A 23661-nucleotide genomic window follows, 5' to 3' on the forward strand; every position below is an offset into this window, starting at 1 on the left:
TAATACATTTAACAGCAAATCAGGCAACAATTCATTCCCTTGGTAAACACGGATCTAAGATACTACAAAGAATTAGACGGTTTACGTGGTGTAGCCGCGTTAATGGTTATATTTTTTCATTTTATGCCGGACGGCAGTAATCTGATAATTCATTATCTCCGAAAAGTTTCCATATTCGGCCAAACAGGGGTGACCCTGTTTTTTGTATTATCCGGATTTTTAATTACCCGCATATTACTTCATGTTAAAACCAACAAACATTACTTCAGTAATTTCTATATTAAACGGGCGTTAAGGATATTCCCGCTTTATTACCTGGCGCTGGTTATTTTTTATTTTATCATTCCGCCTATCCTGAAGTCGCCCCCATCGGCCCAAAAATCATGGATGTATTGGATCTACCTGCAAAACATTCCCGATACATTTAACATTACCGCAAACGGCCCACAGCATTTCTGGAGCCTGGCTGTTGAAGAGCATTTTTATTTATTTTGGCCGCTGCTTATTTATTATACATCAGCAAAAAACACACCATGGTTAATTTTTACGGTGGTTATTATTGCTCTTTTTTGCCGGTGTATATTGATATACCTCAATTATGGTACGTTCTATTTCACTTTTTCAATAATGGATGCGCTGGCTATAGGCGCTTATTTAGCGTGGTACGAGCACCGGAGCGGACCGCCTGCCTTAGATTTTAACCTCATCATTATAATCAGCCTTGCCCTGATGCTTCCGGCGTGGCTGTTTACCGGTGGTAAGGGGTACAATTGGGTGCAAATAATTAAGTTCCCGGTAATAGCTATGTTTTATATGGGCATTGTGGGTAAACTGGTGTTCGGCCAATCATGGCTCAATACGGTAATGCGCTCAGCATTTCTAAAATTTACCGGAAAAATAAGTTATGGGCTGTATGTATTTCACCCTTTATGCGCAATGGTGTTCCGTAACATTTTTCCGAATGAAAGCATGTGGGTATATGCCGCGTCATATTTGGGTTTGAGCTATGCGGTGGCCACGTTAAGTTTTTATGCTTTTGAGAGACATTTTCTTAAACTGAAACGCTATTTTGAACCCGCCAAATGGGACAAAAAACAAGAGCTGCAGTTTAAATAAAGTATTTGCCGCCTAACGGATCTTACATAATATCCGGCCTGCGCTGCTTTGTCCGCTCTATAGCCTGTTCAAAGCGCCATTTTTCAATTTCGGGCGTGTTGCCGCTTAGCAGGATATCCGGAACCTTGTGGCCGTTCCAGTCGGCGGGCCGGGTATAAACAGGCGCATCCAATAAACCATCCTGGAAAGAATCAGACAAGGCCGAGGTTTCATCAGACAGCACACCGGGAATTAACCGCACCACGGCATCAACCACAATAGCTGCCGGCAGTTCGCCGCCCGAGAGCACATAATCGCCCACAGATATTTCGCGGGTAACAAATATATCGCGGATGCGCTGGTCAATCCCTTTATAATGGCCGCAAAGTATAATAATGTTTGTTTTGGTTGATAGCTGATTGGCCATGGCCTGATTGAGCGTTTCCCCATCCGGCGACATGAAGATCACTTCATCATATTCACGCTCGGCCTTTAACGCTTCAATACATTTGGCAAAAGGCTCAATGGTCATTACCATGCCGCTGCCACCGCCATAGGGATAATCATCAACGCTTTTTTGTTTGCCGCTGGCGTATTCGCGCAGGTTATGCACTACAATTTCGGCAATGCCTTTTTTTTGCGCACGTTGTAAAATAGAGTGGGCAAAAGGGCTTTCTAACAGGCCGGGCAATACTGTGATGATATCAAAACGCATGAAGCAAAGGTAGAGATTAGAGATTAAAGATTAGTGATTAGTTGGTGCAGGGTTCACAGCTATTCGAAAGAAAGACCTAATCTTCAACCTCTAATCTCTGCCCGCAGGGCTTAATCTTCCTCCTCCAAAATAAATATTTCTTCAACGGGTTTTCCAAATACCCGCGCAATTTTTAGCGCCAGCACCGTGGATGGCACATACCGGTTACTCTCGATAGTATTAATTGTTTGGCGCGATACACCGATAAGACCGGCCAGCCCTGCCTGGGTTATGTTTTTTATGGCGCGCGCAACGCGGATGTTGTTTTTCATAGTGCGTCTTCTTTTATCAACTTATTATCGCGTACAATTTCCACCTGAATAGCAGGATAAAAAATAACAATAGTGCCCCCTACTAAAAACCTGCACCAACACGGTAAAAGAAATACGCGTCGTCATACCAGGCTGTTCTTAAGTTCGCGATTAAGAGAATATATCTTCCATCTAAAGCGGATGATAAAGAAGATTAAGGGTGTTATAGTATTGTAGGCAATTATACTTATAAAACTAAACCCATGAACAAAAACCGCACACAGAATAAAAATTGCGTAGTTTATATAAACAGCCCATTGCAATGAGTCTAATCTTAATTGGGCTATTTGTTCATCTTCTATTTTTTCTTTGGAAAACCCAAACAACATCAGGCCTAAAATAAAGCATATAATAAATGATGCAGCCGCCGCGTCGCTTGCAAAAACAGCCACATTCTGACCATAGATCAATGGGTGTGTATTCTGCCACGAAATCAGCGCGTCAGTACAATAACTATCTAAAAGTCGAATTAAAACTCCCAGGAACAACAGAACAAGTCCGGCATAGCGCCATTTGTGCGGAAATAAAAATCTTGTTTTCATGATTTGTAAAGTTTGATTTACCAAAAGTAAAATAAACTTTACAAAAAGTCAAATTTTTCATCTATTATTATTAATCCAATGTAACAATTGAATTACCTTTTCTCAGCATAATTTATATATTTGATATACCCTATTAAAATAATTATGGCTATTGAACCTTGCCCTTACTGTGGCGCCCGACATTCACAGCGTCTTTCGAGGGGACGCTTTTTCAAGTTTTTTTTTTGGTGGCTGCCTGTAAGGCGATTCCTTTGCTTAAAATGCCTGCACAAATTTTATAGAAGGATTAAGGTCACCCGTTAATCATTATTAATATGGACCAGTTTATTAAACCTTGCCGTCACTAAGGGGACTAAAAGGAAGTAAAAGGCAATTATTAATCGAGGTAAATGTCCAGTAGCCCCTCAGGTAAATCAACCGTCAGTATCTCTTTCACCACATCGATCCCCACAATAATTTCTTCATTGAGCGGGAACAGTACTTCGCAGCCTTTATAAGTGACTGCGGCTATTAATTGCTGCGGATATTCATGTATGGCGGTGATCCTGCCCAGTTCGCCTTCGTTTTCATCAACCGCAGTAAAATCAATCAGGTCTTTGAGTGTAAACTCGGCTTTTCTTTTTTTGGGTTTAAGTTTATTGGGCAGGTAAACATCTTTTTTTACCAGTGCTGATGCTTTTTCAATCGTATCAACATCTTCCAGATACAGGTAGGCCAGGTTGTTTTGGTTGTATTTAACCGACTCAACAAAAAAAGGAGCCAGCTTACCGGCTATTTCTACAAAAATAGCGTCAAAGCTTATGGCATCAAGCCCGTCAAAATCAACATAAAACTGCACCTCGCCTTTAAGGCCTTTGGTTTTTAATATGCTGCCTATCCTGAAACAATCTTCAATTTTCATTACGCAATGCTTTTATAACACATGGTTAGCCTTACCTAATCCGCTTCAAAGCAGAGATCTGCCTGTGTTTAAATTTACAGCCCACTTCTCTTTTTTTGAAGAGCGCGGGGTAGGGCCTTAAATAACGATGGCGAAGAACCTGTAGGTGCTTCGCCATTGCATAAATGTTGTTCAGTTAAATTATTCAGCGCTGTCAGCTTCTGCAGCCGGAGCTTCTGCTTCTGCAGCAGGGGCTTCTTCAGTAGCAGCTTCAGCAACTGGTGCTTCTTCTGCTTCCTCAGCAACTGGCGCTTCTTCTTCAACTTCTTCAGCAGGAGGAGTGTATTTTGCAGCAATTGCGGCAGCCTTATCTTCCTTCTTCTTAGCTTCAGCAACCAAGGCAGCCTTGCGGGCTGTATCTTTAGCTGTATTTAAATCAGATTTTTTACCGGTGATTTTGCTGTCTTTTTGATCTAACCATTCAGCAAATTTAGTTTCTGCCTGCTCTTCGGTTAAAGCGCCTTTTTTAACACCACCTTGTAAGTGTTTTTTGTACATTACACCTTTGTAAGCAAGGATAGCACGACAGGTATCTGTTGGTTGTGCACCATCATTAACCCAGTTAAGGGTTTTGTCGAAGTTAATGTCAATAGTTGCAGGGTTTGTGTTTGGGTTATATGAACCCAAACGCTCAATAAAGCGTCCGTCACGCGGAGCACGAGCGTCTGCTACTACAATGTAATAAAAAGGTTTTCCCTTTTTACCATGTCTTTGCAATCTGATTTTAGTTGCCATGTTTTGTTTTAAGTTATGTGTTCAACATTCCCCCGGAGTTTATTTCAGCGGGGACGCAAAGGTAGCAATATAATTCGAAATAAAAAATTCAAAATTCAAAAGGCATTCTAACTTAAAACCCTGAAATTTGCCGGCATGAATAAACTAAGCATCGCTATAGATATGGATGAGGTTATCGCCGATCCGATTGACAAGTTCATCAACATCTATCAACAGGAACATGGCTATAACTATACGCTTGAACAAATGCATGGTAAAGAGTTTAGGGAACTGCTGCCGCCTGAACTGGACCACACCCTGCGCGAGTATATTAACCGTAAGGGCTTCTTCAGAGATTTAAAACTGATACCTGACAGCCGCGAAGTGGTTGAAGCGCTGCACGAAAAATACGAGGTCTTTATTGTATCGGCGGCTACCGAGTTCCCAAATTCACTGGAAGATAAGCAGGCGTGGCTGGGCGATCATTTCCCGTTTATATCCTGGACCAACATTATGTTTTGCGGCTATAAAATTGTTAATACAGATATAATGATTGACGACCGCACCAAAAACTTTACCCGCTTTAATGGCCGCAAACTCTTATTTACATCGCCGCATAATGTATCACTTACAGAATATGAGCGTGTAAATAACTGGAAAGAAGTTGCAGAAAAGCTTTTGTAAGCGGATTGGTGGACAGATCATAGTTCACAGCCAATACGCTATGAACTATGATCCACCCTTATTGAACTATAAAGAAAGCATCTCTACAATTCTGATATACTCGGCGTTTACTTCGTGATGATGCTTAACCGACTGGCCAAAGGGGGTAAAGGCGATATCGTTATGTATCAAACCCACCATTTCGCCGGAGTGGCCGTTTTTTAACGCTTCAACAGCTGCAACACCCAGCTGGCTTGCCAACACCCTGTCCATACAAGTAGGCTTGCCACCGCGCTGTATGTGGCCCAGGATAGACACCCGGGTATCGTAATGCGGGAACCTTTTCATTATTGCCTTTCCGATTTCAAAGGCGCCGCCCGGCTCATCGCCTTCGGCAACCATTACAATTTTAGATGTTTTATCCTTACGGCCCCGCTCTAATCTATCAAACAAAGCATTAATGTCCGATTTGGTTTCGGGCACCATAATGGCTTCGGCGCCTACGCCCATACCGGTGCGCAAGGCAATCATTCCCGAGTCGCGCCCCATTACTTCAACAATAAATAACCGGTCGTGCGACTCAGCGGTTTCTCTTATTTTATCTACCGCTTCAATAACGGTATTAATGGCAGTATCATAGCCAATGGTAAAGTCAGATCCGCGCAGGTCATTATCAATCGTACAGGGTACGCCTATAATAGCAATATCAGGATATTCGTCGCCAAACTCTTTTACGCCTTTAAGGGTGCCGTTACCGCCCAGGGCAATTAATGCGTTAATGCCATTCTTTTTAAGCTGCTGGTAAGCCAGGTTACGTCCCTCGGCGGTTTTAAACTGCTCGCTGCGGCCGGTTTTAAGCATTGTGCCCCCGCGCTGGATAATGTTTGATACAGATTTGGTATCCATGGTGTAGATATCGCCATTGATCATTCCTTCAAAACCGCGGCGGATACCCGCAATCTCAATCTCATAAAATATAGCGGTACGTACAACTGCCCTGATAGCAGCGTTCATTCCCGGAGAGTCACTACCGGACGTAAAAAGTCCTATTTTTTTTACTGAGGTCATTTGGCAGATATTATTAGTATTTGCGGCGGTGCAGCTTTTAGGCAGACCACCTTTTGCGCCGCAAATTTACATTATTTTTTGCCTTGTTGCGCACTTTGATAAGCTGCAATACCACTATCTAAAAATTTCAGGTAGCTATCTACATCATAATCAGCAGGCGAGGGCGGGATTGGTTTGCCATCTTTGCCGGTAAGTATATTACCGTCACTATCCATTAAAACATATAAAGGCTGCGAATTGGCATTAAATCGCGACGCTTCCAGATCGCTCCACTTACCGCCCAGGGTAGTAATCCTTTTGCCACTATAAGTTGAAGTAAATTGCGCCGATGGTTCAAGCGCAGTCTTATCATCAACTACCAGCTGCAATAAAACATAATCGTTTTTTAAGCGGTTAAACACCCGCGGGTCAGACCATACGTTAGCCTCCATTTTACGGCAGTTTACACAGTTAAACCCGGTAAAATCTATCATTATCGGTTTATGCAATTCTTTTGACACCTGCAGGGCCTGGTCATAATCATACCAGGCATCTAATCCGCGGGTTTTTATGCGCGTATAGTTGGCTTCGTATTTTTTTACGAGAATTGACTGTTTAGTCGGCCCGGTTTCTGCACTTCCACCTGCCGGCAGTTGTGACAGGTCAAAATCCTGCGTAGCCATTGGCGGTAAAAACGCGCTGATAGATTTTAACGGCGCTCCCCATAAACCGGGAACCATATAAATTACAAAGGCGAAAACGACCACCGAGAAAAAGAAACGCGGGATAGATACGTGCGGAACGTCGCTATCATGCGAAAATTTGAGCTTACCCAACAGATACATGCCAAGCAATATGCCCAGGGCTATCCATATAGACAGGAAGATCTCGCGGTCAAACCAGTTCCAGTGATAGGCAAGGTCTACGTTCGACAGGAATTTTAAAGCGAAAGCGATCTCCAGGAAACCCAAAACCACCTTAACGGTGTTTAACCACCCGCCTGATTTTGGCAATGATTTTAAAGCCGACGGAAACAGCGCAAACGCCGTAAACGGCAACGCCAATGCTGATGAAAAACCAAGCATGCCAACTGCAGGTGCCAGCCTGTCGCCTTTTGAGGCAGCTTCAACCAATAACGTGCCTATAATTGGCCCGGTACATGAAAATGAGACCACAACCAGCGTTGCCGCCATAAAGAATATGCCGGCCATGCCGCCCTTATCAGCATTTGCATCCAGCTTGTTGCCTAACGAGCTGGGCAGCGTGATCTCAAATGCACCCAAAAAGGAGATACCAAACACCACCAGCAACAGGAAGAAGAATATATTAAATATGCCGTTTGTTGCTAATGCATTAAGCGCATCTGATCCAAACACCGCCGATATCATTACCCCCAAAGCAACATAAATCACAATTATAGACAAGCCGTACAGTAAGGATTGCCCGATACCCCGGGCCCTTGAGCCCGCCTTCTTTGTAAAAAAACTAACCGTTAGCGGCAACAGCGGATAGATACACGGCATAATTACCGCGGCAAATCCGCCTAAAAAACCTTCGATAAATATCTGCCAAAGGGTTTTGGGTTTTTCTGTAACCGGCGCGGCCACAGTAGTTGCTGCCTTTGCTACAGTTGCCTGGTGCGCTTTTTTTTGCGTGGCTATGCTATCAGCAGCGGTGGGAATGCTGGTAAACGTTACCCCGCCTGTATCGGCAGATTGCGCTCTTACCGGCTTTACGCCAACCAAAAAAAACATCGCCGTAAGGCATATAAAAAAAACGGTCCTGCCAAATAGGTTTTTAGTAATTGCCATATTATTTACCTAACGGGATAACAAAATTCACATCCTCTGGCGGCAGGCACTTAGAGTCGTTACAGGTCATATACTCCAACTGGCCCTTTATTACCTTTACTTTAGGCGATTTTAATTTTATTTTTTGCTGAAAAACAACCTCATGCTCAAAAAAGCTCACATCCATATTAAATGCTTTTTCAAATCTTGTTACGGGTTTTGGTTCGGCAGGTTTACCTGCCAGTGTATAATCTTTTGATTTGGCAAAAGTAAACGCCGTTTTTATAGGCCCGCCATCTTTTACATTTTGCGAATAAATATGCCAGCCATCGGCTATTGATGCTTTCAAAAAAACCGTTACGGTTGTAGGGCCCGTCTTTTTAGCGGCGTATGACCATTTTACCGGCGTTAAAATCTGCGCGTACGCGCCCGCTGTTAAAAACAACGCGGCTATTATTGCAAATACTTTTTTCATTGGATGTTAGTTGTTTAAAAATTTTATCTCTTTTAAGTTATACGTGCTTTCCTTATTGTTTTGGTTTATTACCAACAACCCGTTTTCTTTTACACCGATAATTTTACCCTCAAATTCGACTTCGGATACCTTAAAACGTTTAATTTCATTAAATCCATATAGCCGGGTTAAATAAGTATTTCTGATCAGATCTGTTTTCCCTGCCTTTAAATTAAGGTAATAAGCCTCAATGTTGTTGCAAATGTCTGCTAATATAGCCTGTAAATCGTAATCCTTCTGCAATATCTGTTTTATAGACGTGGCGTTGCCTGCTCCGTCAGGGAAATTCTCCTGGTTAATATTCAGTCCTATGCCAATTATGGCGCTTTTTAGCTGGTTACCCTGCAATAAGTTCTCAATGAGCATGCCGCCTAATTTTTTATCGCCATAATAAATATCGTTGGGCCATTTTATTTTAAGCTGGTCGCCCAGCAATGGGTACAGCGCGTCGTAAACCCCTAAGCTTATGGCCCGGGTAAGATCAAACTGATCTGCAATAGCCAAAAAAGAGGGTTTAAGCAAAACACTAAAAGTTAAGTTTTTGCCGGGCTCTGCATGCCATTTATTGTTTTGCTGGCCCCGGCCGGCAAATTGTGTTTCTGCCATAATGACCGTTCCTTCAGGCAATGGCTTGGAATTTGACAATAAGTTTTTAAGGAAATTATTAGTCGAGTCAACTTCTTTTAATGTCAGTAAATTTTGTCCGACGAATAATCCTGAAAATATGTTATTTTGCAATGTTATAATAATGCTAGACTCAAAAACGTTCAAAACTAATTCTTTTTGATGGTAAAAAATAAAGCTACCCATGAATCCGCCTATATTTCTGAATTAGCCATTCATGGCATACAGGAAAAAAAGGGAAATGATATTGTCAGGTTAGACCTTCGCAACTTACACAGTTCAGTGACAGACTACTTTGTAATATGTCATGCAGACTCGACCACACAGGTTAAAGCAATTGCAAACAGTATTGAGGAAGAGATATACAAAGCGCTAAAGCAGGACCCCTGGCGTAAAGAGGGCCTTGAATACGGCGAGTGGATATTATTAGATTATATAAATGTAGTGATACACGTTTTCCGTACGGATAAGCGTGAATATTATGGCGTAGAAGATTTGTGGGGAGACGCCGAGATAAAAAGTTATAAAAGCGCCTAACACGCTGCATAACTTATAAATGTTATATTATAAGTGAGATTTAAACAGGAAATGGAAGACAAAAAATTGGAAAAACCAAAACCGATACGCAAAATACCCAATAAACGAATAGCCCCCAAGCCACCGAAATTTAACTTTATGTGGTTATATGCCGTTGCTATAGCCGGTATATTAGCCGTTGCGCTTTATTCAAATAACGGTACTGCTTCACAAATTGATTTTAAGCGTTTTGAAACCGAAATGCTTAAACCGGGTGATGTTGATTATGTAGAGGCTTATAAAAATGGCGATTATCTGGTTGCTGATGTACACATTAAAAAGGACAGCTTAAAAAAACCGCAATATGCCGAGGTGGCAAAAGCGCAACAGCGGTTTGGCGCTACCGGCAATGATCCGCAGTTTACTTTTACTGACGCCTCGTTCGAGAGTTTGAAGCAGTCAATAAACAACGCGCAAAAAGATGTGCCGGACAATCAAAAGGTAAGTATTAAATATGTACCCCATGACAGCCTTTTATCCAACGGCTTGGTGCAGAGCGTAATCATGATTGTATTATTCGCAGCGGTGCTGATGTTTATTATGCGCCGCATGAGTGGTGGCGCAGGTGGCGGACCGGGCGGACAGATCTTTAATATCGGCAAATCAAAAGCTACGCTGTTTGATAAAGAAGCGCAGGTATCTGTAACCTTTAATGATGTTGCCGGACTTGAAGAAGCCAAGCAGGAGGTTATGGAGATTGTTGATTTCCTGAAGAACCCTAAAAAATATACCAACCTGGGTGGTAAAATACCTAAGGGCGCCTTATTAGTAGGCTCGCCGGGTACCGGTAAAACATTGCTTGCAAAAGCCGTTGCCGGCGAAGCGCAGGTGCCTTTCTTCTCTTTATCAGGATCTGATTTTGTGGAGATGTTTGTTGGTGTTGGTGCATCACGGGTACGTGATTTATTCCGTCAGGCAAAAGACAAAGCGCCCTGTATCATTTTTATTGACGAGATCGATGCCATTGGCCGTGCCCGTGGTAAAAACAATATCGTTGGCGGTAATGATGAGCGCGAAAACACCCTGAACCAGCTATTGGTTGAGATGGATGGTTTTGGTACCGACTCGGGCATCATTATCCTTGCCGCAACAAACCGCCCGGATGTACTGGACTCGGCTTTATTGCGCCCGGGACGTTTTGACCGCCAGGTATCAATAGATAAACCGGATTTGATAGGCCGCGAGCAGATCTTCAAAGTGCATTTAAAACCGGTTAAACTGGCCGAAGGTGTTGACGCTAAAAAACTGTCGGCACAAACCCCTGGTTTTGCCGGCGCAGAAATTGCCAACGTTTGTAATGAAGCAGCGCTTATTGCTGCCCGCAAAAACAAAGAGGCCGTTGATATGCAGGATTTCCAGGATGCTATTGACCGTGTTATCGGTGGCCTGGAGAAAAAGAACAAGATCATATCTCCCGAAGAAAAACGCATTGTGGCTTACCACGAAGCAGGTCACGCTATTGCAGGCTGGTTCCTGGAGCATGCTGATCCGTTGGTTAAGGTGTCTATCGTTCCGCGTGGCGTTGCCGCGCTGGGTTATGCGCAATACCTGCCTAAAGAACAGTTTTTATACACCATTGAGCAGTTGGAAGACGGTATGTGTATGACGATGGGTGGCCGCGTTGCAGAAGATATCACCTTTGGTAAAATATCAACCGGCGCACAGAATGATTTGGAGCGTATCACCAAACTATCTTACGCCATGGTTACTATCTATGGTATGAATGAAAAGGTTGGTAATGTGTCCTTTAATGATACCCAGGGCGAGTACCAGTTTAACAAACCATACTCAGAAAAAACATCAGAATTAATTGATAACGAAGTGCGCAACCAGATTAACCAGGTTTACGCACGTACCAAGCAATTGCTGTTAGATAAACGCGAGGGCCTGATCAAACTGGCTGACAAGCTGTTGGAAAAAGAAATTCTGTTCCAGTCGGATCTTGAAGAGATCTTAGGCAAGCGTCCGTTTGAACACCGTACCACTTATGATGAATTTGTAAACGGTGTGGCAGAATCTAACCAGGAGCCCGCCGCGCAGGGAATAGCCCACGAGGGTGTGGTTGACCACTCCGGAACTTTTGAAAGAAACCCGGAAGAAAAAGAAGCCAGCGGCGAATAAATTATAATCACCGAAAGTCCTTAGCTAAAAGTTTTTTAACCCAACGCTAAGGACTTTTTTATTTTATGCTATTTTTGACGCAAAGCTCAAAAACCAATAATGAGAGACATCACTACATCAAAAGAGAAACTGCTTAAAAAGATACGCCAGGCATTGTTAGAGAAAAGGGACAATCCCTACCCTAATTTAGAGAACCTGCCGATGTATCCGCCTGCGCCCGACAATCTGGATGTAATGTTTGCCGAAGAATTTATGGCCGTACAGGGCCAGTTTGCCTTTTGCGAAGACGAGGTACAGTTTATTGAAACGCTTTTAGAACTGGCCGAAAAACGTAACTGGCGCAAAATATACTGTTGGGAACCGGCCCTGCAGGAAATACTGTCGCGCTACGAATATCCGTTTTTTGAGACGGATAAAGATTTTGAACAGGCCGAAGTTGGCTTTACCCTTTGTGAAGCGCTGATTGCCCGCAATGGCAGTATCATGCTGTCAAACGCTAATGCGGCGGGCCGCAGGCTAAGTATATACCCTGGGGTACACATCGTGCTGGCTTACACCTCGCAACTGGTGCCTGACCTTAAAGACGGCTTTGCGCTGATCAAAAAGAAATATGGCGCCCACATGCCATCCATGATCTCAAACGTTACCGGCCCAAGCCGTACCGCCGATATTGAAAAAACCCTGGTGTTAGGCGCACATGGCCCTAAAGAGCTGTTTGTATTTTTACTGGAGGGATAAAGGTATCTCCGCCGGGCGCGCCATGCTAATTAGTCAACCGAAGGATACATACTCGTGATCAAAGTGCGTAATGACAATTCAACCAATACGCCAAGGCCAATGCCGATGGTGTAGCTGGCCAGGTCACCAATAAAAAAAGTTTCTCCCAGCAGTACTTTGCCTAAAAATGTCTGGCGTAAATTATCAATCCAGGGGGCGCTGTAAAGCTGGCTAAACTCGGTGGCGTAAGCGTAAATTAAGCTTACTATTATGGTAAATGTTAGTGGCTTTTGTATAAATATAAACCGCATTAATAAAAAAACGGCTAATCCCCATAAAATATCACCAACAAATAAAGGGACAACGGTGGACGATAATTCGCGCGAGACCAGGCCGGCAACCACCGTCATTAAAATAAGGATCAAGTAAATTAAGCGCGCTTTTAGCATCGGTTAAATATATATATTTTAACACAGATGTAACCCTAATATATACAAAAAGCGTCCGTCAAAATTAATGACGGACGCTTTTTGATATAGCTGTATTGCCTTATTATACGGTTGCAGTTTCTGCTTCAAGCGCCATTTGCTCATCAATCAGGATACGGCCGCAATGCTCGCAAACAATAACTTTTTTGCGTTGACGGATATCAGACTGACGCTGAGGCGGGATCTGGTTAAAGCATCCTGAGCATGAATCGCGCTGGATGGTAACTACGGCCAGGCCGTTTTTAGCATTTTGACGTAAACGGTTATAAGCAACCAGTAAACGCTCGTCGATATTTTTAACGGCTTTATCTGCTTGTGTTGTTAACTCGTTTTCATCTTTTTCAGTTTCGGCGGTAATGGTGCCTAACTCATCTTTCTTAGCCTGAAGGTCACTTTTGCGGGCTTCCAGATCAGCAAGCGCTTTTTCATAAACCTGGGTTTTTGAAGCGATCTCAAAACCAAATTCACGTATTTTTTTCTCACTTACCTGTATATCTAACCCTTGTATTTCAATCTCTTTCGAGATCGCATCATACTCGCGGTTGTTTTTTACTTCGTTAAGCTGGGCTTCATATTTCTTGGTATTGGCCAGCGCATCTTTGATCAGGTTTTTACGGGTAACAATATCATCCTCCAGATCATCCAGTTCGGCCTTGATTTTTTGTATACGGGTTTCCAAACCTGCAACATCATCTTCAAGGTCGGCAACTTCCATAGGTAATTCACCTCTTATCTGGCGAATTTTATCAATTTTAGTGTGGATGGTTTGTAATTCGTATAACGCTTTAAGCTTTTGTTCTACGGTTTGTTCCATTATTTTGACGGGATTTATACTTATTTCTTTTTATAAACGGATGGCAAAGATACAACTTTTTTAAAATATTTTATAATTCAATTGTAAATTGCTGTTTTTCACCCTTCTAAACGGCGATATGCTCATGAACGCCTTATTTTACCAAGGGAAAAACGGGGCAGGATCCTACATAAAATACTTAACCGGATTAGTATTAACACTGGTTAGCCGCAATGGCAGTTCGGCAAATTTTTCATGGATCAGTTCATGCAGCAGTTGTTGGGTAAACTGCTCGCTTTCAAAATGGCCGATATCGGCAATGATAATTTTGCCGTCTGCGTCAAAAAACTCGTGGTATTTATAGTCGGCGGTGATAAAAATATCGGCGCCGGCAGCCATAGCCTGCTTTAACAAAAACCCGCCTGAACCGCCGCAAACGGCAACCTTTTTAATTGACTTACCGGTAAAAGCCGTGTGGCGTATTACATGCGCGTGCATTTTTTCTTTAAGGTGATATAAAAACTCTTCGGCGTCCATGGCCTGGTCCAGCTCGCCCACCATGCCGGCCCCTACCTGCTGGTGCTGATTGGTTAAGGCGTAAAGATCATAAGCAACCTCTTCATACGGATGCGCCAAAATCAGCGCCATTAATATTTTACTCTCCAGGTTGGCCGGATAGACGGTTTCTATGCGCGTTTCCTCTTCGGTATGGCGTATGCCTGGCTGGCCCACATACGGGTCGCTGTCTTCGTTGCCCTTAAATGTGCCCGTGCCCTCGGCATTAAAGCTGCATTCGCTATAATTGCCAATGTTGCCGGCCCCGGCATGGAACAGCGCATTGCGCACCTGGTCGACATGGCTGGTGGGTACATAGGTAACCAGCTTTTTAAGTAAACCCTGTTTGGGCGATAAAATATGCGTATTCTCCAATCCCAGCGTTTCGCAAATTTTGGCGTTTACGCCGGTCATTACACTGTCTAAATTGGTATGGATGGCGTAAAGCGCAATATTATTACGGATAGCTTTCTCGACTACCCGCTCTACATAGGTTTTGCCGTTAAATTTCTTTAATCCTTTAAACACAATGGGATGATGCGATACAATTACCTGGCAATTGGTGGCAATTGCCTCATCAACTACGGCCTCAATACAATCCAGCGATATTAAAACCTGGTGGATCTCCTGGTCGGGGTTACCAACAATAAGGCCGGCATTGTCATAATCTTCCTGGTAAGCCAGCGGGGCAATGCTTTCAAGATAGGTGGTAAGTTGGGATAGTTTCATTTTGAAAAAGGATTGCACGGGTGTTTGTTTGATTACACCGATGTTGGATAAAAGTACCAAAAATCCTATTAAACAAGTAAAGACGCAAATGTCTTTTGCGTCTTCACAGTTTCCAAAATATATAATAGATCGGGGTTTGGCCCCTACGGATGATTAGTTACCCATTTTAGCAAGGTTAAAACTTTCGAAAGCCATTTTCTGGTTGTATTCATAGGCTAAAGTTTTGTGATTAACTAAGTCCATAATTGAACCTATAAAACACAAACCCACGGTAAACAGATACAATATACCCATACCTATTTGCCCGGTAATAAAACGTTGCAGGCCAGGTAACAAAAACAAACCGATTAAAGAAAATATCAACATGTCCTGCGGGCTTTTACGTTTGCCCGAGTAGATCATAAAGAAATATTTTTTTTGGTCGTCATTAAGCCCGGCGGTAGCTTGTTGTAAAACGGCTAATTCTTCTGTTGTAATGCCCGAAAGGTTCATATACGGATTTTGTTGCATATTCATGATGTTGGTTTTTAGTAATTGTTTTTATTTATACCCCAAAACTAATATAGAACTAAATATCGGCCTACGCAAAATGGGCAGGGCGGGTAAACAACTCGGTAAGCGCGGTAATTTGGGCGGTGAAAATGTATGGAGAAAGTGTGGGTATCGGTGAATCCTTCTGTATTAATTAAACCGAAATTCTTTTTTAAGCCTAAACAGGTTGCGGCCGAGAGTAAAAATCCGGTAAGTGATAATCAGCAAAGCCGGAACCCCCAGCCAATGGGCGCGCCACGATCTAATCAAATCACCATGCAGCAGCCAGGACATGGCGTGGCCGATGCCGCAGCCCGGGCACCAGGTTATACCCACAGCCTTAAGCGGGCATAACGAATATTGCGACCCGATAGCAGGGTTAGTTATGCCCAACGCTATCAAAGCCGCAATCCAAAAAATAAGTTCGAAGTTTGTTTTTAAAAACTTAATCAACCTTGTTTGATTTTGTTGCCAAAACCAAAGATACAGCTAATGAAGACAATAATCCAACCAACAGTGCGCCAAACATACGGCCCGAAAAAGCGGTAAAGTTATTGCCCGCCTGTATATAATTGATATAAACTATACCGGCAAAAACGGCCAGGATACCACCAAATAATAAGATCTTGAAGCTTTGGATCAGCGCTTCTAAAAAGCCCATGTTGCCGCCAAGCTCATGATCGCGATAACCTTTTACACCAAAAAACAGGCCCGCTACAGGTATAAGGATAGACAGATACTCGAAAGGTGCCGTTTTATCGTCATAAGTATCATAACCCATTGCATGTGTAATAAATAACCAGGCAGCGCTTAGTACCCCTATAACGGCGCCCCATATTAATGCATTTTTCATTTTATTTGAGTATTAGGTTAAAAGTTGTGAGTTGTAATTTAATACGGGTCATAAATGCCATACGTTGTTAAACTATCATAAAAAGGATTTTTAAGGGGAGATTGTTTTGTTTAATTAAATTTTAAACGGCATAAGCCCCTTTTTAAAAGCGGCCGGCCAGCCGAAAAAATCAGCGTAATCCGTAAATCAACATTAATCGGCAATCCTTTTTACCTATCTTTGCACCGTTTTGAACATCCGTGATATATTAGAAAGATATAAAGCTGATGACCGGATTACGGCACTTGCAAAAGCCTTAAACGCGTCAAAAAATCCAAGGATACAGCTTCGTGGTTTGGTCGGATCGGGTGATGCGACCATGGCGGTAGCATTGTATTTTTTGCAGCATAAGCACATGGTGTTTGTACTACCCGAGCGCGAAGAAGCTGGCTATTTCCAGGCCGACCTGGAAAATTTGACCGGTAAAGAAGTTTTACTTTTCCCGTCATCATACCGCAAACCGTTTGAGTTTACCCAGCCCGATAGCAGCAATGTTTTAGCACGCGCCGAGGTGTTGAACGAGCTAAACCACTCGTCTGAATTTGGGCAGCTGATCGTAACCTACCCCGAGGCCCTGGCCGAAAAGGTGATCGACCGTGCATCATTAGAAAAAAACACCCTTGAGATCGCCGTTACCAATAAGCTGAGCATTGATTTTATCAACGAGTTTTTGGTGGAGTACGATTTTGACCGCGTTGATTTTGTATACGAGCCGGGGCAGTTCTCTATCCGCGGCGGTATTGTTGATATCTTCTCTTTCTCGCACGAGCTACCCTACCGGGTTGAGTTTTGGGGCGATATGATCGAGTCGATCCGGACGTTTGAGATCGAGAGCCAATTATCTGTTGAGCAGGTAAAGAGCATTACCATTGTGCCTAATGTACAATCAAAATTCTTAACAGAAAGTAATATATCCCTATTAGAATATATTGACGATGATACCCAGATCTGGATCAAAGACGTACAGTTTACGTTTGATATTATCCAGTCGGGCTATAAAAAAGCCACCCAGCTATGGAAGGCTTTATCGGCCGATGAAAAAAACCAAAACCCGGATTGGATAGACCCCAAGTTTGGTTTTACGGATGAGAAGCTAATTGCCGATCAGTTGCATGACTACCCTGTAATTGAATTTGGCAAGCAGTTCTTCTATCAGCCTACCGAAACTATCAGCTTTGATCTTCGGCCGCAGCCATCGTTCAATAAAGACTTTAGCCTGCTCATCCATAACTTTAAAAACAATGAAACCGAAAAGATAGAGAATTTTATCCTTACGGATTCGGCGCGACAGGTAGAGCGGCTTTACGCCATTTTAGAGGACCTGGATAAAACCGTAAAGTTTACACCGATAAGCGTTTCTATCCGCGAAGGGTTTGTGGACCGCGAACAGCACCTGGCTGCTTATACCGATCAACAGATCTTTGATCGTTACTATAAATACAAGCTTAAAAAAGGTTACCAGCGGTCGCAGGCTATCACGCTGAAAGAACTGCGCGAGCTAAAGCCCGGCGATTATGTTACCCATATTGACCATGGCATTGGTAAATATGCCGGTTTGGAAAAAGTAGAAGTTGCCGGCAAGCAGCAGGAGATGATCCGCTTAATTTATGCGGATAACGACCTGTTGTATGTAAACATCAACTCGCTTAACCGCATTTCAAAATATAGCGGCAAAGAAGGCACCGTACCCCGGATGAACAAGCTGGGTACTGATACGTGGGAAAAGCTGAAGAAAACAACAAAAAAAAAAGTTAAAGATATAGCCCGCGATCTGATCAGGCTTTATGCCCTGCGTAAATCGCAGGTGGGCAACTCGTTTTCGCCCGACAGCTATCTGCAAACCGAGCTGGAAGCATCCTTTATTTACGAGGATACCCCCGACCAGGAAAAAGCTACCACCGATTTTAAAAAGGATATGGAGGCCCCGCACCCGATGGACCGCCTGATCTGCGGCGATGTGGGCTTTGGTAAAACAGAGGTTGCCATCCGCGCGGCGTTTAAAGCCGTTGCCGACAGCAAGCAGGTTGCCATATTGGTACCGACGACCATTTTAGCCGCCCAGCATTATAAAACGTTTAGCGAGCGCCTGAAAGGCTTCCCTTGTAATATCGATTACGTTAACCGCTTTAAATCGAGCAAGCAGATCAAGGAAACTTTAGAGAAGCTAAAAGAGGGTAAGGTTGATATTATTATCGGCACGCACCGCCTGGTAAGTAAGGATGTAAAGTTTAAGGACCTTGGCCTGATGATCATTGATGAGGAACAAAAATTTGGCGTAAGCACCAAAGAGAAACTCAAACAAATGCGCGCCAATGTAGATACGTTGACATTGACAGCGACACCTATTCCGCGTACCCTGCATTTCTCGCTGATGGGCGCGCGCGATCTTTCTATTATATCAACCCCGCCGCCAAACCGCCAGCCGGTTGTTACCGAGCTGCATGTGTTTAATGATAAGCTGATAAAAGAAGCCGTTGAATTTGAACTTGAACGTGGCGGCCAGGTGTTCTTTATCCATAACCGGGTAAGTGATCTGCCGCAGTTGGGCGGCATGATCCATAAACTGGTGCCGGGCGCACGCGTCGGCATAGCCCACGGCCAGCTGGAGGGCGACGCGCTGGAAGATGTGATGCTGAAATTTGTGAACAACGAGTATGATGTATTGGTAGCCACCACCATTATTGAGGCCGGACTGGATATCCCCAATGCCAATACCATTATTATTAACCACGCGCACATGTTTGGGCTGAGCGACCTGCACCAGATGCGCGGCCGGGTGGGCCGGAGCAATAAAAAGGCCTATTGCTATTTGCTGAGCCCGCCATTGTCAACCCTGACCAACGAGGCCCGTAAACGCCTGAGCGCCATTGAAGAATTTTCAGACCTCGGCAGCGGCTTTAATGTTGCTATGCGCGACCTGGATATCCGCGGCAGCGGAAATTTGTTAGGCGCCGAACAAAGCGGCTTTATTGCCGAAATAGGGTTTGAGATGTATCATAAAATACTGGACGAAGCCATACACGAGTTAAAGGACGACGAATTTAAAGGTTTGTTTCCTGATGATAAACCGCGCCCGTTTGTAGCCTATACACAGGTTGATACCGACCTGGAGATCCTGATCCCTAACGAATACGTAACCAGCTTATCAGAGCGGTATAACTTATATTCTGACCTGTCAAAACTGGAAAACGAGGCCGAACTGCAAGCATTTCAACAACAGCTGCATGATCGCTTCGGCCCGATACCTCCGCAGGTAAACGACCTGCTCAATACCATGCGCCTGCAATGGACCGGCAAAGCCATAGGTTTTGAAAAAATATCACTAAAAAAAGGCGTGTTACGCGGCTATTTCATTACCAACCAGCAATCGCCTTACTTTGAAACCGCGGCTTTTCGCAATGTGCTCAACTTTGTGCAGGCCAACCCGCGCCGCACCAATTTAAAAGAAGTAAAAAACACCCTACGTTTAAGTATTGAAGGGGTAATGGGGATTACCGAAGCGGTTGAGTTATTGAGTGGAATGCTGGAAGTTCAGGAAGCGTAAATAACTTTTAATATCCTCTGCACTGACTGCTTGCTGTCTGTTAGGACACGAAGCACGAAATAGGACCACCCCGTTGTCTGTGCCCCCACAGACAACTACACGCTTGCCAGAACGGACAGTGTGCCCAATCAAGTATATTATCGATTGGCGTTATAAACAGATAGCTCCGGCTCGTTAACAGGGCGGTAATAGGTTAACCCTAACCCAAATAACCGTTTGCAAAACTCAAACGTGCCGCCAAAGCCGCGCCCTTTTACATACTTAAACCTAATGGACGATTGTTTGGCCAGATCAGTACCTACCTGGCAGGCATAGGCCCGGCAATAGGCACCATCAGGTATCTCACTAAAAACATCCAGGTCAAAAGAAGCCATATCGCCCGGGCTTAATTTTATAGAGGGGGTTTTGTGCCCTTCGTTTCCCCACCTCAGTTCAAACCTGGCTTCTGGTATGTTGTTGTTAAAAAAATGTACGGTCATAATCTTTAGTTGCCGGTTCCCGTGGGCGTTTACGGTTAACGTATCCCCGCCTGTTAAGGAACGCCGGCGCTGTTTAAAGTTAAAATGATGTGGGTTAATTTTTGATGGAGTGCTGCTTTTGCTTCAAGATTCGGGTCAGCCTGCGGCGTTTTTCGTTTATTAAACGCGATGACCAGAAGTCAAATTTTCCGCCTGTTATTAACGCTCCGCCAACTCCTAACACCATTATCATCGTTATAATAAACACGTGTAAACTATCATTCAATATTATCATCCTCGTTTTTCCTTAGTTGCAACCCCATAGGCAACGACCGTGCCAGTAAATAACATATTTAACCAACACGATAATATTCAAGCAATTATAAATTAATTATATAAAATATTATTTATTTAGAAATAGCCCCTTGTCGGTTATAACAGATTTAAGCCAGAAAAGAGTGGAGTCTTTCTTACAGCAATAGCCTGGTAAAGGATTGGTAAGGAGTAATGTTGGGCATACCAACGGTTATCTGTTAGGTGCGGTATGGTTTCGGCGAAAGGGCTATGCCGGTTATCGCACAGCGTGTTGTAATCAGTTTAAAAATAACGCTTTAATAAAAATATGCGCGAGGGGTGTTTATCTTTATTCTCAATTATTTCATGAAAATCTTCTCTTAAAAACATAAACTCTTTCAACCGTTCCTTATAACCCTGCATTTCATTCTGAAGCTCGCTCATGGCTATTTCAAGGCAATGAATTTTGTAGTTTCTGTTTGTTTCTTCGTCGTCTACCAGCATACTTTATTGAAATTAATATACTAATATAACAGTAGTTGTTAGTTAACCAATTTTAAGCAGCAGTAATTTTTTGTAAGGAAAGATAGAAAGAGCGGCGTGCACGGTTGATAGCTATAAAGCGTACCCGGTATTCATTTCAAGGTATGGCTACAAGCCCGAGTAATAATCATACCCCAATTCGGCCCAGTAATCACGCGGCCGGGCATTGCTAAAGCTTATGGTGCCAATGCGTTTCAGGTTTTTTATGCCATACTTAACCGGGATGATGAGCCTTAGCGGTGCGCCATGGTCAAGCGGCAATGGTTTGGCGTTAACCTCATAGGCCAGCAGGGTTTGCGGGTGTATGGCACTGGGCATATCAATGCCAACATAATAGGTCTTATCGGGCGTTTCCATACCCACGTATTGCAGCCGCGTTTGGTCGTGAAGGTTATAATGCATTATAAAGTCAATCAGCCTTACGCCACCCCAGTAAGAGATCTGGTCCCATCCCTCCACGCATTTAAAATCAAAAACGATCTCAGTTTTGGGCAGGGCCTTTAAATCGGCCAGGGTAACATTTAATGTTTCGCCATTTTGTTTTTTAACTTCCAGTTTCCAGGCGGCTATATCAAACGGCTTATTGTCTTCAATGCCGATGTCGCTGTTATAGCGCACGTTTTTGGCCGCCATTGATTTTGGATAGGTTTTAACCAGGTGGTTTTCATTATAAAACAGGCGGCGAACGGCGATCTCTGTTTTATTGAGCGCACGGCGCAACGGCACCCGCTGGCCGCCGGTAATCCCTTTTACCTCATCCGGCGAGTTGTACAGCCACTTCCACCCAAATACGCCGCCGGCAACTGCCGCCCCAAAAACACCAAACGATATAAAGGTGCGCCGGTTTATTTTTTGGTCGATGGTGAGCGATTGTTTAACTTTTTTCTTCGTCATGGGCTTTTTCAATAATGGGTTTGGTGTTAATAACCTCAAACCCGGTAACTGCCGAACTAAAGTTTTTCCATCCCGCCAGGAAAACCTGCACCACATGGATCACAAAAAAGAAAACATAGCCCAGCGTTAGCACAAAATGGATAATGCGCGCAAAATGATAGCCGCCGCATAACCAGGTTAAATAATAAAACTGCACGGGTTTGTATATGGCTAAACCGGTAACCACCGAGCCGATACCCATTACAATTATGGCGGTATAGGCTATCCGCTGGGCGGCATTATATTTTTTTTGCGGGGGCGCCATTTTGCGGATATGCAGATCATGCAGCAATACCTGCCAGGCCTCTTTAAATGACTTTTTTTGAGGGACAAGCTCGCGCCACTCGCCCGATACGAGGGTGTAAGCCACATAAAACACCCCGTTAAGGATAAAGAACCACATAAATAAAAAGTGGAACGCCATGCCTTCTGACAACCGGTGTACCAGGTGAAATTTAGTGTAGAACCAATCAGGGAAGAACTTAAAAAAGGTATGACCAAACAGGGTGACTTTATATTCGTCGTTGGCCCAGTAGATCAGCATCCCGCTCCATATCATGACAGACAGCATCGGGAAGTTTACCCAATGGCACCAGCGCATGGCTAATGAATGTTTTTCTTTGATCTGTTTCACGGATTGAATTTAATGATAATATTTTAATGCTGTCCCGAGATTAACCCGCCGATGCAAGTGCTTGTCTGGCAGCGCCGATAATTTCGCCGGTTGTTGTGTTTTGCAGCAAGCCAATGATCTCCCAGTTTTGCGGGTTAAAGTCTTTGGGCAGGACCAGGCTTTCGTCGCCGCTTTTGCCGTTGCTTAAAAGACTGCCCTGCAGCTGGCGGACAACCTGAACATGTGCCAGGTTACGCCCCTTATTTTCGCCGGCTTTTACGCTGGTTTGCGCCGATTTTTGTACCAGGGCCAGCAGCAACCGGCTGTTGTCGCCGTTACCCGCTGCCTGGTAATGCAGCGTTAATTTTTGTGCGCCGGCCTTAACATTGCTTAGCGTTATTTGTGCCGTTGACGGCTTTTGCAGGCCCGCCTTAATAGCATTGCGCAATGTGCCTTCTTCTGAGCCTACAAATTCTTTTTTGCCGTTAACCACTATTTGCGGCGTATAAACCTGCGGCAGGTGCAGGTATTGCGCATAAGCGCCTTGTCTTTTAGTGTAGTCAGCACTGCTGAATATGTCGCGCCAGCCAAGTCGGTTCCAGTAGTCTACATGAAATGCCAGGATGTAAACAGGCTGGTCATTATATTCCTTTTGGATCCTGGCTACCAGTTCATCAGCCGGCGGGCAGCTTGAGCAGCCCTCGGAGGTAAACAGCTCGATCACTGCGAAGCCTTTCCCCGCAGTTGCATAGTTAGTTGGCTTTGCGGCACTAAATACCGGGGTAACAATTGCAAGCAACATAACGGCAACTGCTATAATAAATATTTTTAGCTTTTTCATTTTAATGAAAGTTAATAAATGTATATACGCAATTGGTCG

At 43.8% G+C, this 23661-nt stretch carries 26 protein-coding genes; 6 read left to right on the top strand and 20 right to left on the bottom strand.

The features are described from left to right. Positions 1-39 precede the first annotated feature (39 nt). Positions 40-1116, top strand: coding sequence for an acyltransferase (locus tag LJ658_RS05650; protein WP_230545501.1), 1077 nt, complete (start codon positions 40-42; stop codon positions 1114-1116). A 22-nt stretch (positions 1117-1138) separates the two neighbouring features. On the opposite strand, the gene trmD is transcribed toward LJ658_RS05650, so the two are convergent. From trmD to LJ658_RS05675, 5 genes are all read right to left on the bottom strand, one after another. Further along, positions 1139-1810, bottom strand: coding sequence for a tRNA (guanosine(37)-N1)-methyltransferase TrmD (gene trmD / locus LJ658_RS05655; protein WP_230545502.1), 672 nt, complete (start codon positions 1808-1810; stop codon positions 1139-1141). A 110-nt stretch (positions 1811-1920) separates the two neighbouring features. Continuing rightward, positions 1921-2121, bottom strand: a complete 201-nt coding sequence (locus tag LJ658_RS05660) for a helix-turn-helix transcriptional regulator (protein ID WP_230545503.1) — start codon at positions 2119-2121, stop codon at positions 1921-1923. Between the two features lie 122 nt (positions 2122-2243). Next, positions 2244-2702 carry a hypothetical protein gene (locus LJ658_RS05665; protein ID WP_230545504.1) on the bottom strand — a complete coding sequence of 153 codons (459 nt, stop codon included), beginning with the start codon at positions 2700-2702 and terminating at the stop codon, positions 2244-2246. A 376-nt stretch (positions 2703-3078) separates the two neighbouring features. After that, the gene (rimM, locus tag LJ658_RS05670; RefSeq protein ID WP_230545505.1) at positions 3079-3603 is read right to left on the bottom strand and encodes a ribosome maturation factor RimM; all 525 of its coding nucleotides are present in this window, start codon (positions 3601-3603) and stop codon (positions 3079-3081) included. A 180-nt stretch (positions 3604-3783) separates the two neighbouring features. Further along, positions 3784-4377: a 30S ribosomal protein S16 gene (locus LJ658_RS05675; protein ID WP_230545506.1), complete on the bottom strand. Its 594-nt coding sequence runs from the start codon at positions 4375-4377 to the stop codon at positions 3784-3786. A gap of 135 nt (positions 4378-4512) precedes the next feature. Here LJ658_RS05675 and LJ658_RS05680 point away from each other — a divergent pair, with 135 nt between their 5' ends. Further along, positions 4513-5040, top strand: a complete 528-nt coding sequence (locus LJ658_RS05680; RefSeq protein WP_230545507.1) for a 5'(3')-deoxyribonucleotidase — start codon at positions 4513-4515, stop codon at positions 5038-5040. A gap of 66 nt (positions 5041-5106) precedes the next feature. Here the strand turns inward: LJ658_RS05680 and pfkA are convergent, their stop codons facing one another. The 4 genes from pfkA to LJ658_RS05700 form a co-directional block, all read right to left on the bottom strand. Continuing rightward, positions 5107-6087, bottom strand: a complete 981-nt coding sequence (pfkA, locus tag LJ658_RS05685; RefSeq protein ID WP_230545508.1) for a 6-phosphofructokinase — start codon at positions 6085-6087, stop codon at positions 5107-5109. A 71-nt stretch (positions 6088-6158) separates the two neighbouring features. Further along, positions 6159-7877, bottom strand: a complete 1719-nt coding sequence (locus LJ658_RS05690; protein ID WP_230545509.1) for a protein-disulfide reductase DsbD — start codon at positions 7875-7877, stop codon at positions 6159-6161. Between the two features lies 1 nt (position 7878). After that, the gene (locus LJ658_RS05695) at positions 7879-8331 is read right to left on the bottom strand and encodes a protein-disulfide reductase DsbD domain-containing protein (protein WP_230545510.1); all 453 of its coding nucleotides are present in this window, start codon (positions 8329-8331) and stop codon (positions 7879-7881) included. A gap of 6 nt (positions 8332-8337) precedes the next feature. Further along, positions 8338-9141, bottom strand: coding sequence for a biotin--[acetyl-CoA-carboxylase] ligase (locus LJ658_RS05700; protein WP_230545511.1), 804 nt, complete (start codon positions 9139-9141; stop codon positions 8338-8340). 15 nt (positions 9142-9156) lie between these two features. Here LJ658_RS05700 and rsfS point away from each other — a divergent pair, with 15 nt between their 5' ends. The 3 genes from rsfS (at position 9157) to LJ658_RS05715 (ending at position 12429) form a co-directional block, all read left to right on the top strand. After that, entirely contained in the window at positions 9157-9531 is a 375-nt protein-coding gene (gene rsfS / locus LJ658_RS05705) for a ribosome silencing factor (RefSeq protein ID WP_230545512.1), read from the top strand. A gap of 51 nt (positions 9532-9582) precedes the next feature. Beyond that, positions 9583-11691, top strand: coding sequence for an ATP-dependent zinc metalloprotease FtsH (ftsH, locus tag LJ658_RS05710; protein WP_230545513.1), 2109 nt, complete (start codon positions 9583-9585; stop codon positions 11689-11691). 99 nt (positions 11692-11790) lie between these two features. After that, positions 11791-12429: a lactate utilization protein gene (locus tag LJ658_RS05715; protein WP_230545514.1), complete on the top strand. Its 639-nt coding sequence runs from the start codon at positions 11791-11793 to the stop codon at positions 12427-12429. A gap of 29 nt (positions 12430-12458) precedes the next feature. Here the strand turns inward: LJ658_RS05715 and LJ658_RS05720 are convergent, their stop codons facing one another. From LJ658_RS05720 to LJ658_RS05745, 6 genes are all read right to left on the bottom strand, one after another. Further along, positions 12459-12818: a DUF2809 domain-containing protein gene (locus tag LJ658_RS05720; protein ID WP_230545515.1), complete on the bottom strand. Its 360-nt coding sequence runs from the start codon at positions 12816-12818 to the stop codon at positions 12459-12461. A 142-nt stretch (positions 12819-12960) separates the two neighbouring features. Continuing rightward, positions 12961-13710 (bottom strand): zinc ribbon domain-containing protein, encoded by a 750-nt coding sequence (locus tag LJ658_RS05725; RefSeq protein WP_230545516.1) that lies wholly within the window; start codon positions 13708-13710, stop codon positions 12961-12963. Between the two features lie 165 nt (positions 13711-13875). Further along, a complete protein-coding gene (locus tag LJ658_RS05730) occupies positions 13876-14973 on the bottom strand; it encodes a Nif3-like dinuclear metal center hexameric protein (protein WP_230545517.1) in 1098 nt (365 codons plus the stop codon). A 153-nt stretch (positions 14974-15126) separates the two neighbouring features. Next, positions 15127-15489 (bottom strand): TM2 domain-containing protein, encoded by a 363-nt coding sequence (locus LJ658_RS05735; protein WP_230545518.1) that lies wholly within the window; start codon positions 15487-15489, stop codon positions 15127-15129. A 165-nt stretch (positions 15490-15654) separates the two neighbouring features. Continuing rightward, entirely contained in the window at positions 15655-15798 is a 144-nt protein-coding gene (locus LJ658_RS05740; RefSeq protein WP_230546147.1) for a DUF2752 domain-containing protein, read from the bottom strand. A 151-nt stretch (positions 15799-15949) separates the two neighbouring features. Beyond that, positions 15950-16357, bottom strand: a complete 408-nt coding sequence (locus tag LJ658_RS05745; protein WP_230545519.1) for a DUF4199 domain-containing protein — start codon at positions 16355-16357, stop codon at positions 15950-15952. Between the two features lie 229 nt (positions 16358-16586). Between LJ658_RS05745 and mfd the strand changes: the two genes are divergently transcribed. After that, positions 16587-19940: a transcription-repair coupling factor gene (gene mfd / locus LJ658_RS05750; protein ID WP_230545520.1), complete on the top strand. Its 3354-nt coding sequence runs from the start codon at positions 16587-16589 to the stop codon at positions 19938-19940. Between the two features lie 137 nt (positions 19941-20077). On the opposite strand, the gene LJ658_RS05755 is transcribed toward mfd, so the two are convergent. The 5 genes from LJ658_RS05755 to LJ658_RS05775 all read right to left on the bottom strand — a co-directional run bounded on the left by LJ658_RS05755 (position 20078) and on the right by LJ658_RS05775 (position 23622). Then, entirely contained in the window at positions 20078-20419 is a 342-nt protein-coding gene (locus LJ658_RS05755; RefSeq protein ID WP_230545521.1) for a hypothetical protein, read from the bottom strand. A gap of 576 nt (positions 20420-20995) precedes the next feature. Then, complete coding sequence (locus LJ658_RS05760; RefSeq protein WP_230545522.1) at positions 20996-21196, bottom strand: hypothetical protein; 201 nt, start codon at positions 21194-21196, stop codon at positions 20996-20998. 147 nt (positions 21197-21343) lie between these two features. Further along, complete coding sequence (locus tag LJ658_RS05765; RefSeq protein WP_230545523.1) at positions 21344-22129, bottom strand: molybdopterin-dependent oxidoreductase; 786 nt, start codon at positions 22127-22129, stop codon at positions 21344-21346. Further along, the gene (locus LJ658_RS05770; protein ID WP_230545524.1) at positions 22110-22802 is read right to left on the bottom strand and encodes a cytochrome b/b6 domain-containing protein; all 693 of its coding nucleotides are present in this window, start codon (positions 22800-22802) and stop codon (positions 22110-22112) included. Before LJ658_RS05770 ends, LJ658_RS05765 begins: the two co-directional genes overlap by 20 nt. A gap of 40 nt (positions 22803-22842) precedes the next feature. Then, positions 22843-23622: a thioredoxin family protein gene (locus LJ658_RS05775; RefSeq protein ID WP_230545525.1), complete on the bottom strand. Its 780-nt coding sequence runs from the start codon at positions 23620-23622 to the stop codon at positions 22843-22845. Positions 23623-23661: the final 39 nt, after the last annotated feature.

It is taken from the genome of Mucilaginibacter sp. UR6-11, from assembly GCF_020880695.1.
Taxonomy (GTDB): Bacteria; Bacteroidota; Bacteroidia; order Sphingobacteriales; family Sphingobacteriaceae; genus Mucilaginibacter.

What these genes read in the sequence shown, in the direction of transcription:
- trmD (WP_230545502.1), bottom strand. Translation starts at nt 1,810, where the DNA reads ATGCGTTTTGATATCATCACAGTATTGCCCGGCCTGTTAGAAAGCCCT.
- LJ658_RS05660 (WP_230545503.1), bottom strand. Translation starts at nt 2,121, where the DNA reads ATGAAAAACAACATCCGCGTTGCGCGCGCCATAAAAAACATAACCCAG.
- LJ658_RS05665 (WP_230545504.1), bottom strand. Translation starts at nt 2,702, where the DNA reads ATGAAAACAAGATTTTTATTTCCGCACAAATGGCGCTATGCCGGACTT.
- rimM (WP_230545505.1), bottom strand. Translation starts at nt 3,603, where the DNA reads ATGAAAATTGAAGATTGTTTCAGGATAGGCAGCATATTAAAAACCAAA.
- LJ658_RS05675 (WP_230545506.1), bottom strand. Translation starts at nt 4,377, where the DNA reads ATGGCAACTAAAATCAGATTGCAAAGACATGGTAAAAAGGGAAAACCT.
- LJ658_RS05680 (WP_230545507.1), top strand. Translation starts at nt 4,513, where the DNA reads ATGAATAAACTAAGCATCGCTATAGATATGGATGAGGTTATCGCCGAT.
- pfkA (WP_230545508.1), bottom strand. Translation starts at nt 6,087, where the DNA reads ATGACCTCAGTAAAAAAAATAGGACTTTTTACGTCCGGTAGTGACTCT.
- LJ658_RS05690 (WP_230545509.1), bottom strand. Translation starts at nt 7,877, where the DNA reads ATGGCAATTACTAAAAACCTATTTGGCAGGACCGTTTTTTTTATATGC.
- LJ658_RS05695 (WP_230545510.1), bottom strand. Translation starts at nt 8,331, where the DNA reads ATGAAAAAAGTATTTGCAATAATAGCCGCGTTGTTTTTAACAGCGGGC.
- rsfS (WP_230545512.1), top strand. Translation starts at nt 9,157, where the DNA reads ATGGTAAAAAATAAAGCTACCCATGAATCCGCCTATATTTCTGAATTA.
- ftsH (WP_230545513.1), top strand. Translation starts at nt 9,583, where the DNA reads ATGGAAGACAAAAAATTGGAAAAACCAAAACCGATACGCAAAATACCC.
- LJ658_RS05715 (WP_230545514.1), top strand. Translation starts at nt 11,791, where the DNA reads ATGAGAGACATCACTACATCAAAAGAGAAACTGCTTAAAAAGATACGC.
- LJ658_RS05720 (WP_230545515.1), bottom strand. Translation starts at nt 12,818, where the DNA reads ATGACGGTGGTTGCCGGCCTGGTCTCGCGCGAATTATCGTCCACCGTT.
- LJ658_RS05725 (WP_230545516.1), bottom strand. Translation starts at nt 13,710, where the DNA reads ATGGAACAAACCGTAGAACAAAAGCTTAAAGCGTTATACGAATTACAA.
- LJ658_RS05730 (WP_230545517.1), bottom strand. Translation starts at nt 14,973, where the DNA reads ATGAAACTATCCCAACTTACCACCTATCTTGAAAGCATTGCCCCGCTG.
- LJ658_RS05735 (WP_230545518.1), bottom strand. Translation starts at nt 15,489, where the DNA reads ATGAATATGCAACAAAATCCGTATATGAACCTTTCGGGCATTACAACA.
- LJ658_RS05740 (WP_230546147.1), bottom strand. Translation starts at nt 15,798, where the DNA reads ATGTCCTGGCTGCTGCATGGTGATTTGATTAGATCGTGGCGCGCCCAT.
- LJ658_RS05745 (WP_230545519.1), bottom strand. Translation starts at nt 16,357, where the DNA reads ATGAAAAATGCATTAATATGGGGCGCCGTTATAGGGGTACTAAGCGCT.
- LJ658_RS05755 (WP_230545521.1), bottom strand. Translation starts at nt 20,419, where the DNA reads ATGACCGTACATTTTTTTAACAACAACATACCAGAAGCCAGGTTTGAA.
- LJ658_RS05760 (WP_230545522.1), bottom strand. Translation starts at nt 21,196, where the DNA reads ATGCTGGTAGACGACGAAGAAACAAACAGAAACTACAAAATTCATTGC.
- LJ658_RS05765 (WP_230545523.1), bottom strand. Translation starts at nt 22,129, where the DNA reads ATGACGAAGAAAAAAGTTAAACAATCGCTCACCATCGACCAAAAAATA.
- LJ658_RS05775 (WP_230545525.1), bottom strand. Translation starts at nt 23,622, where the DNA reads ATGAAAAAGCTAAAAATATTTATTATAGCAGTTGCCGTTATGTTGCTT.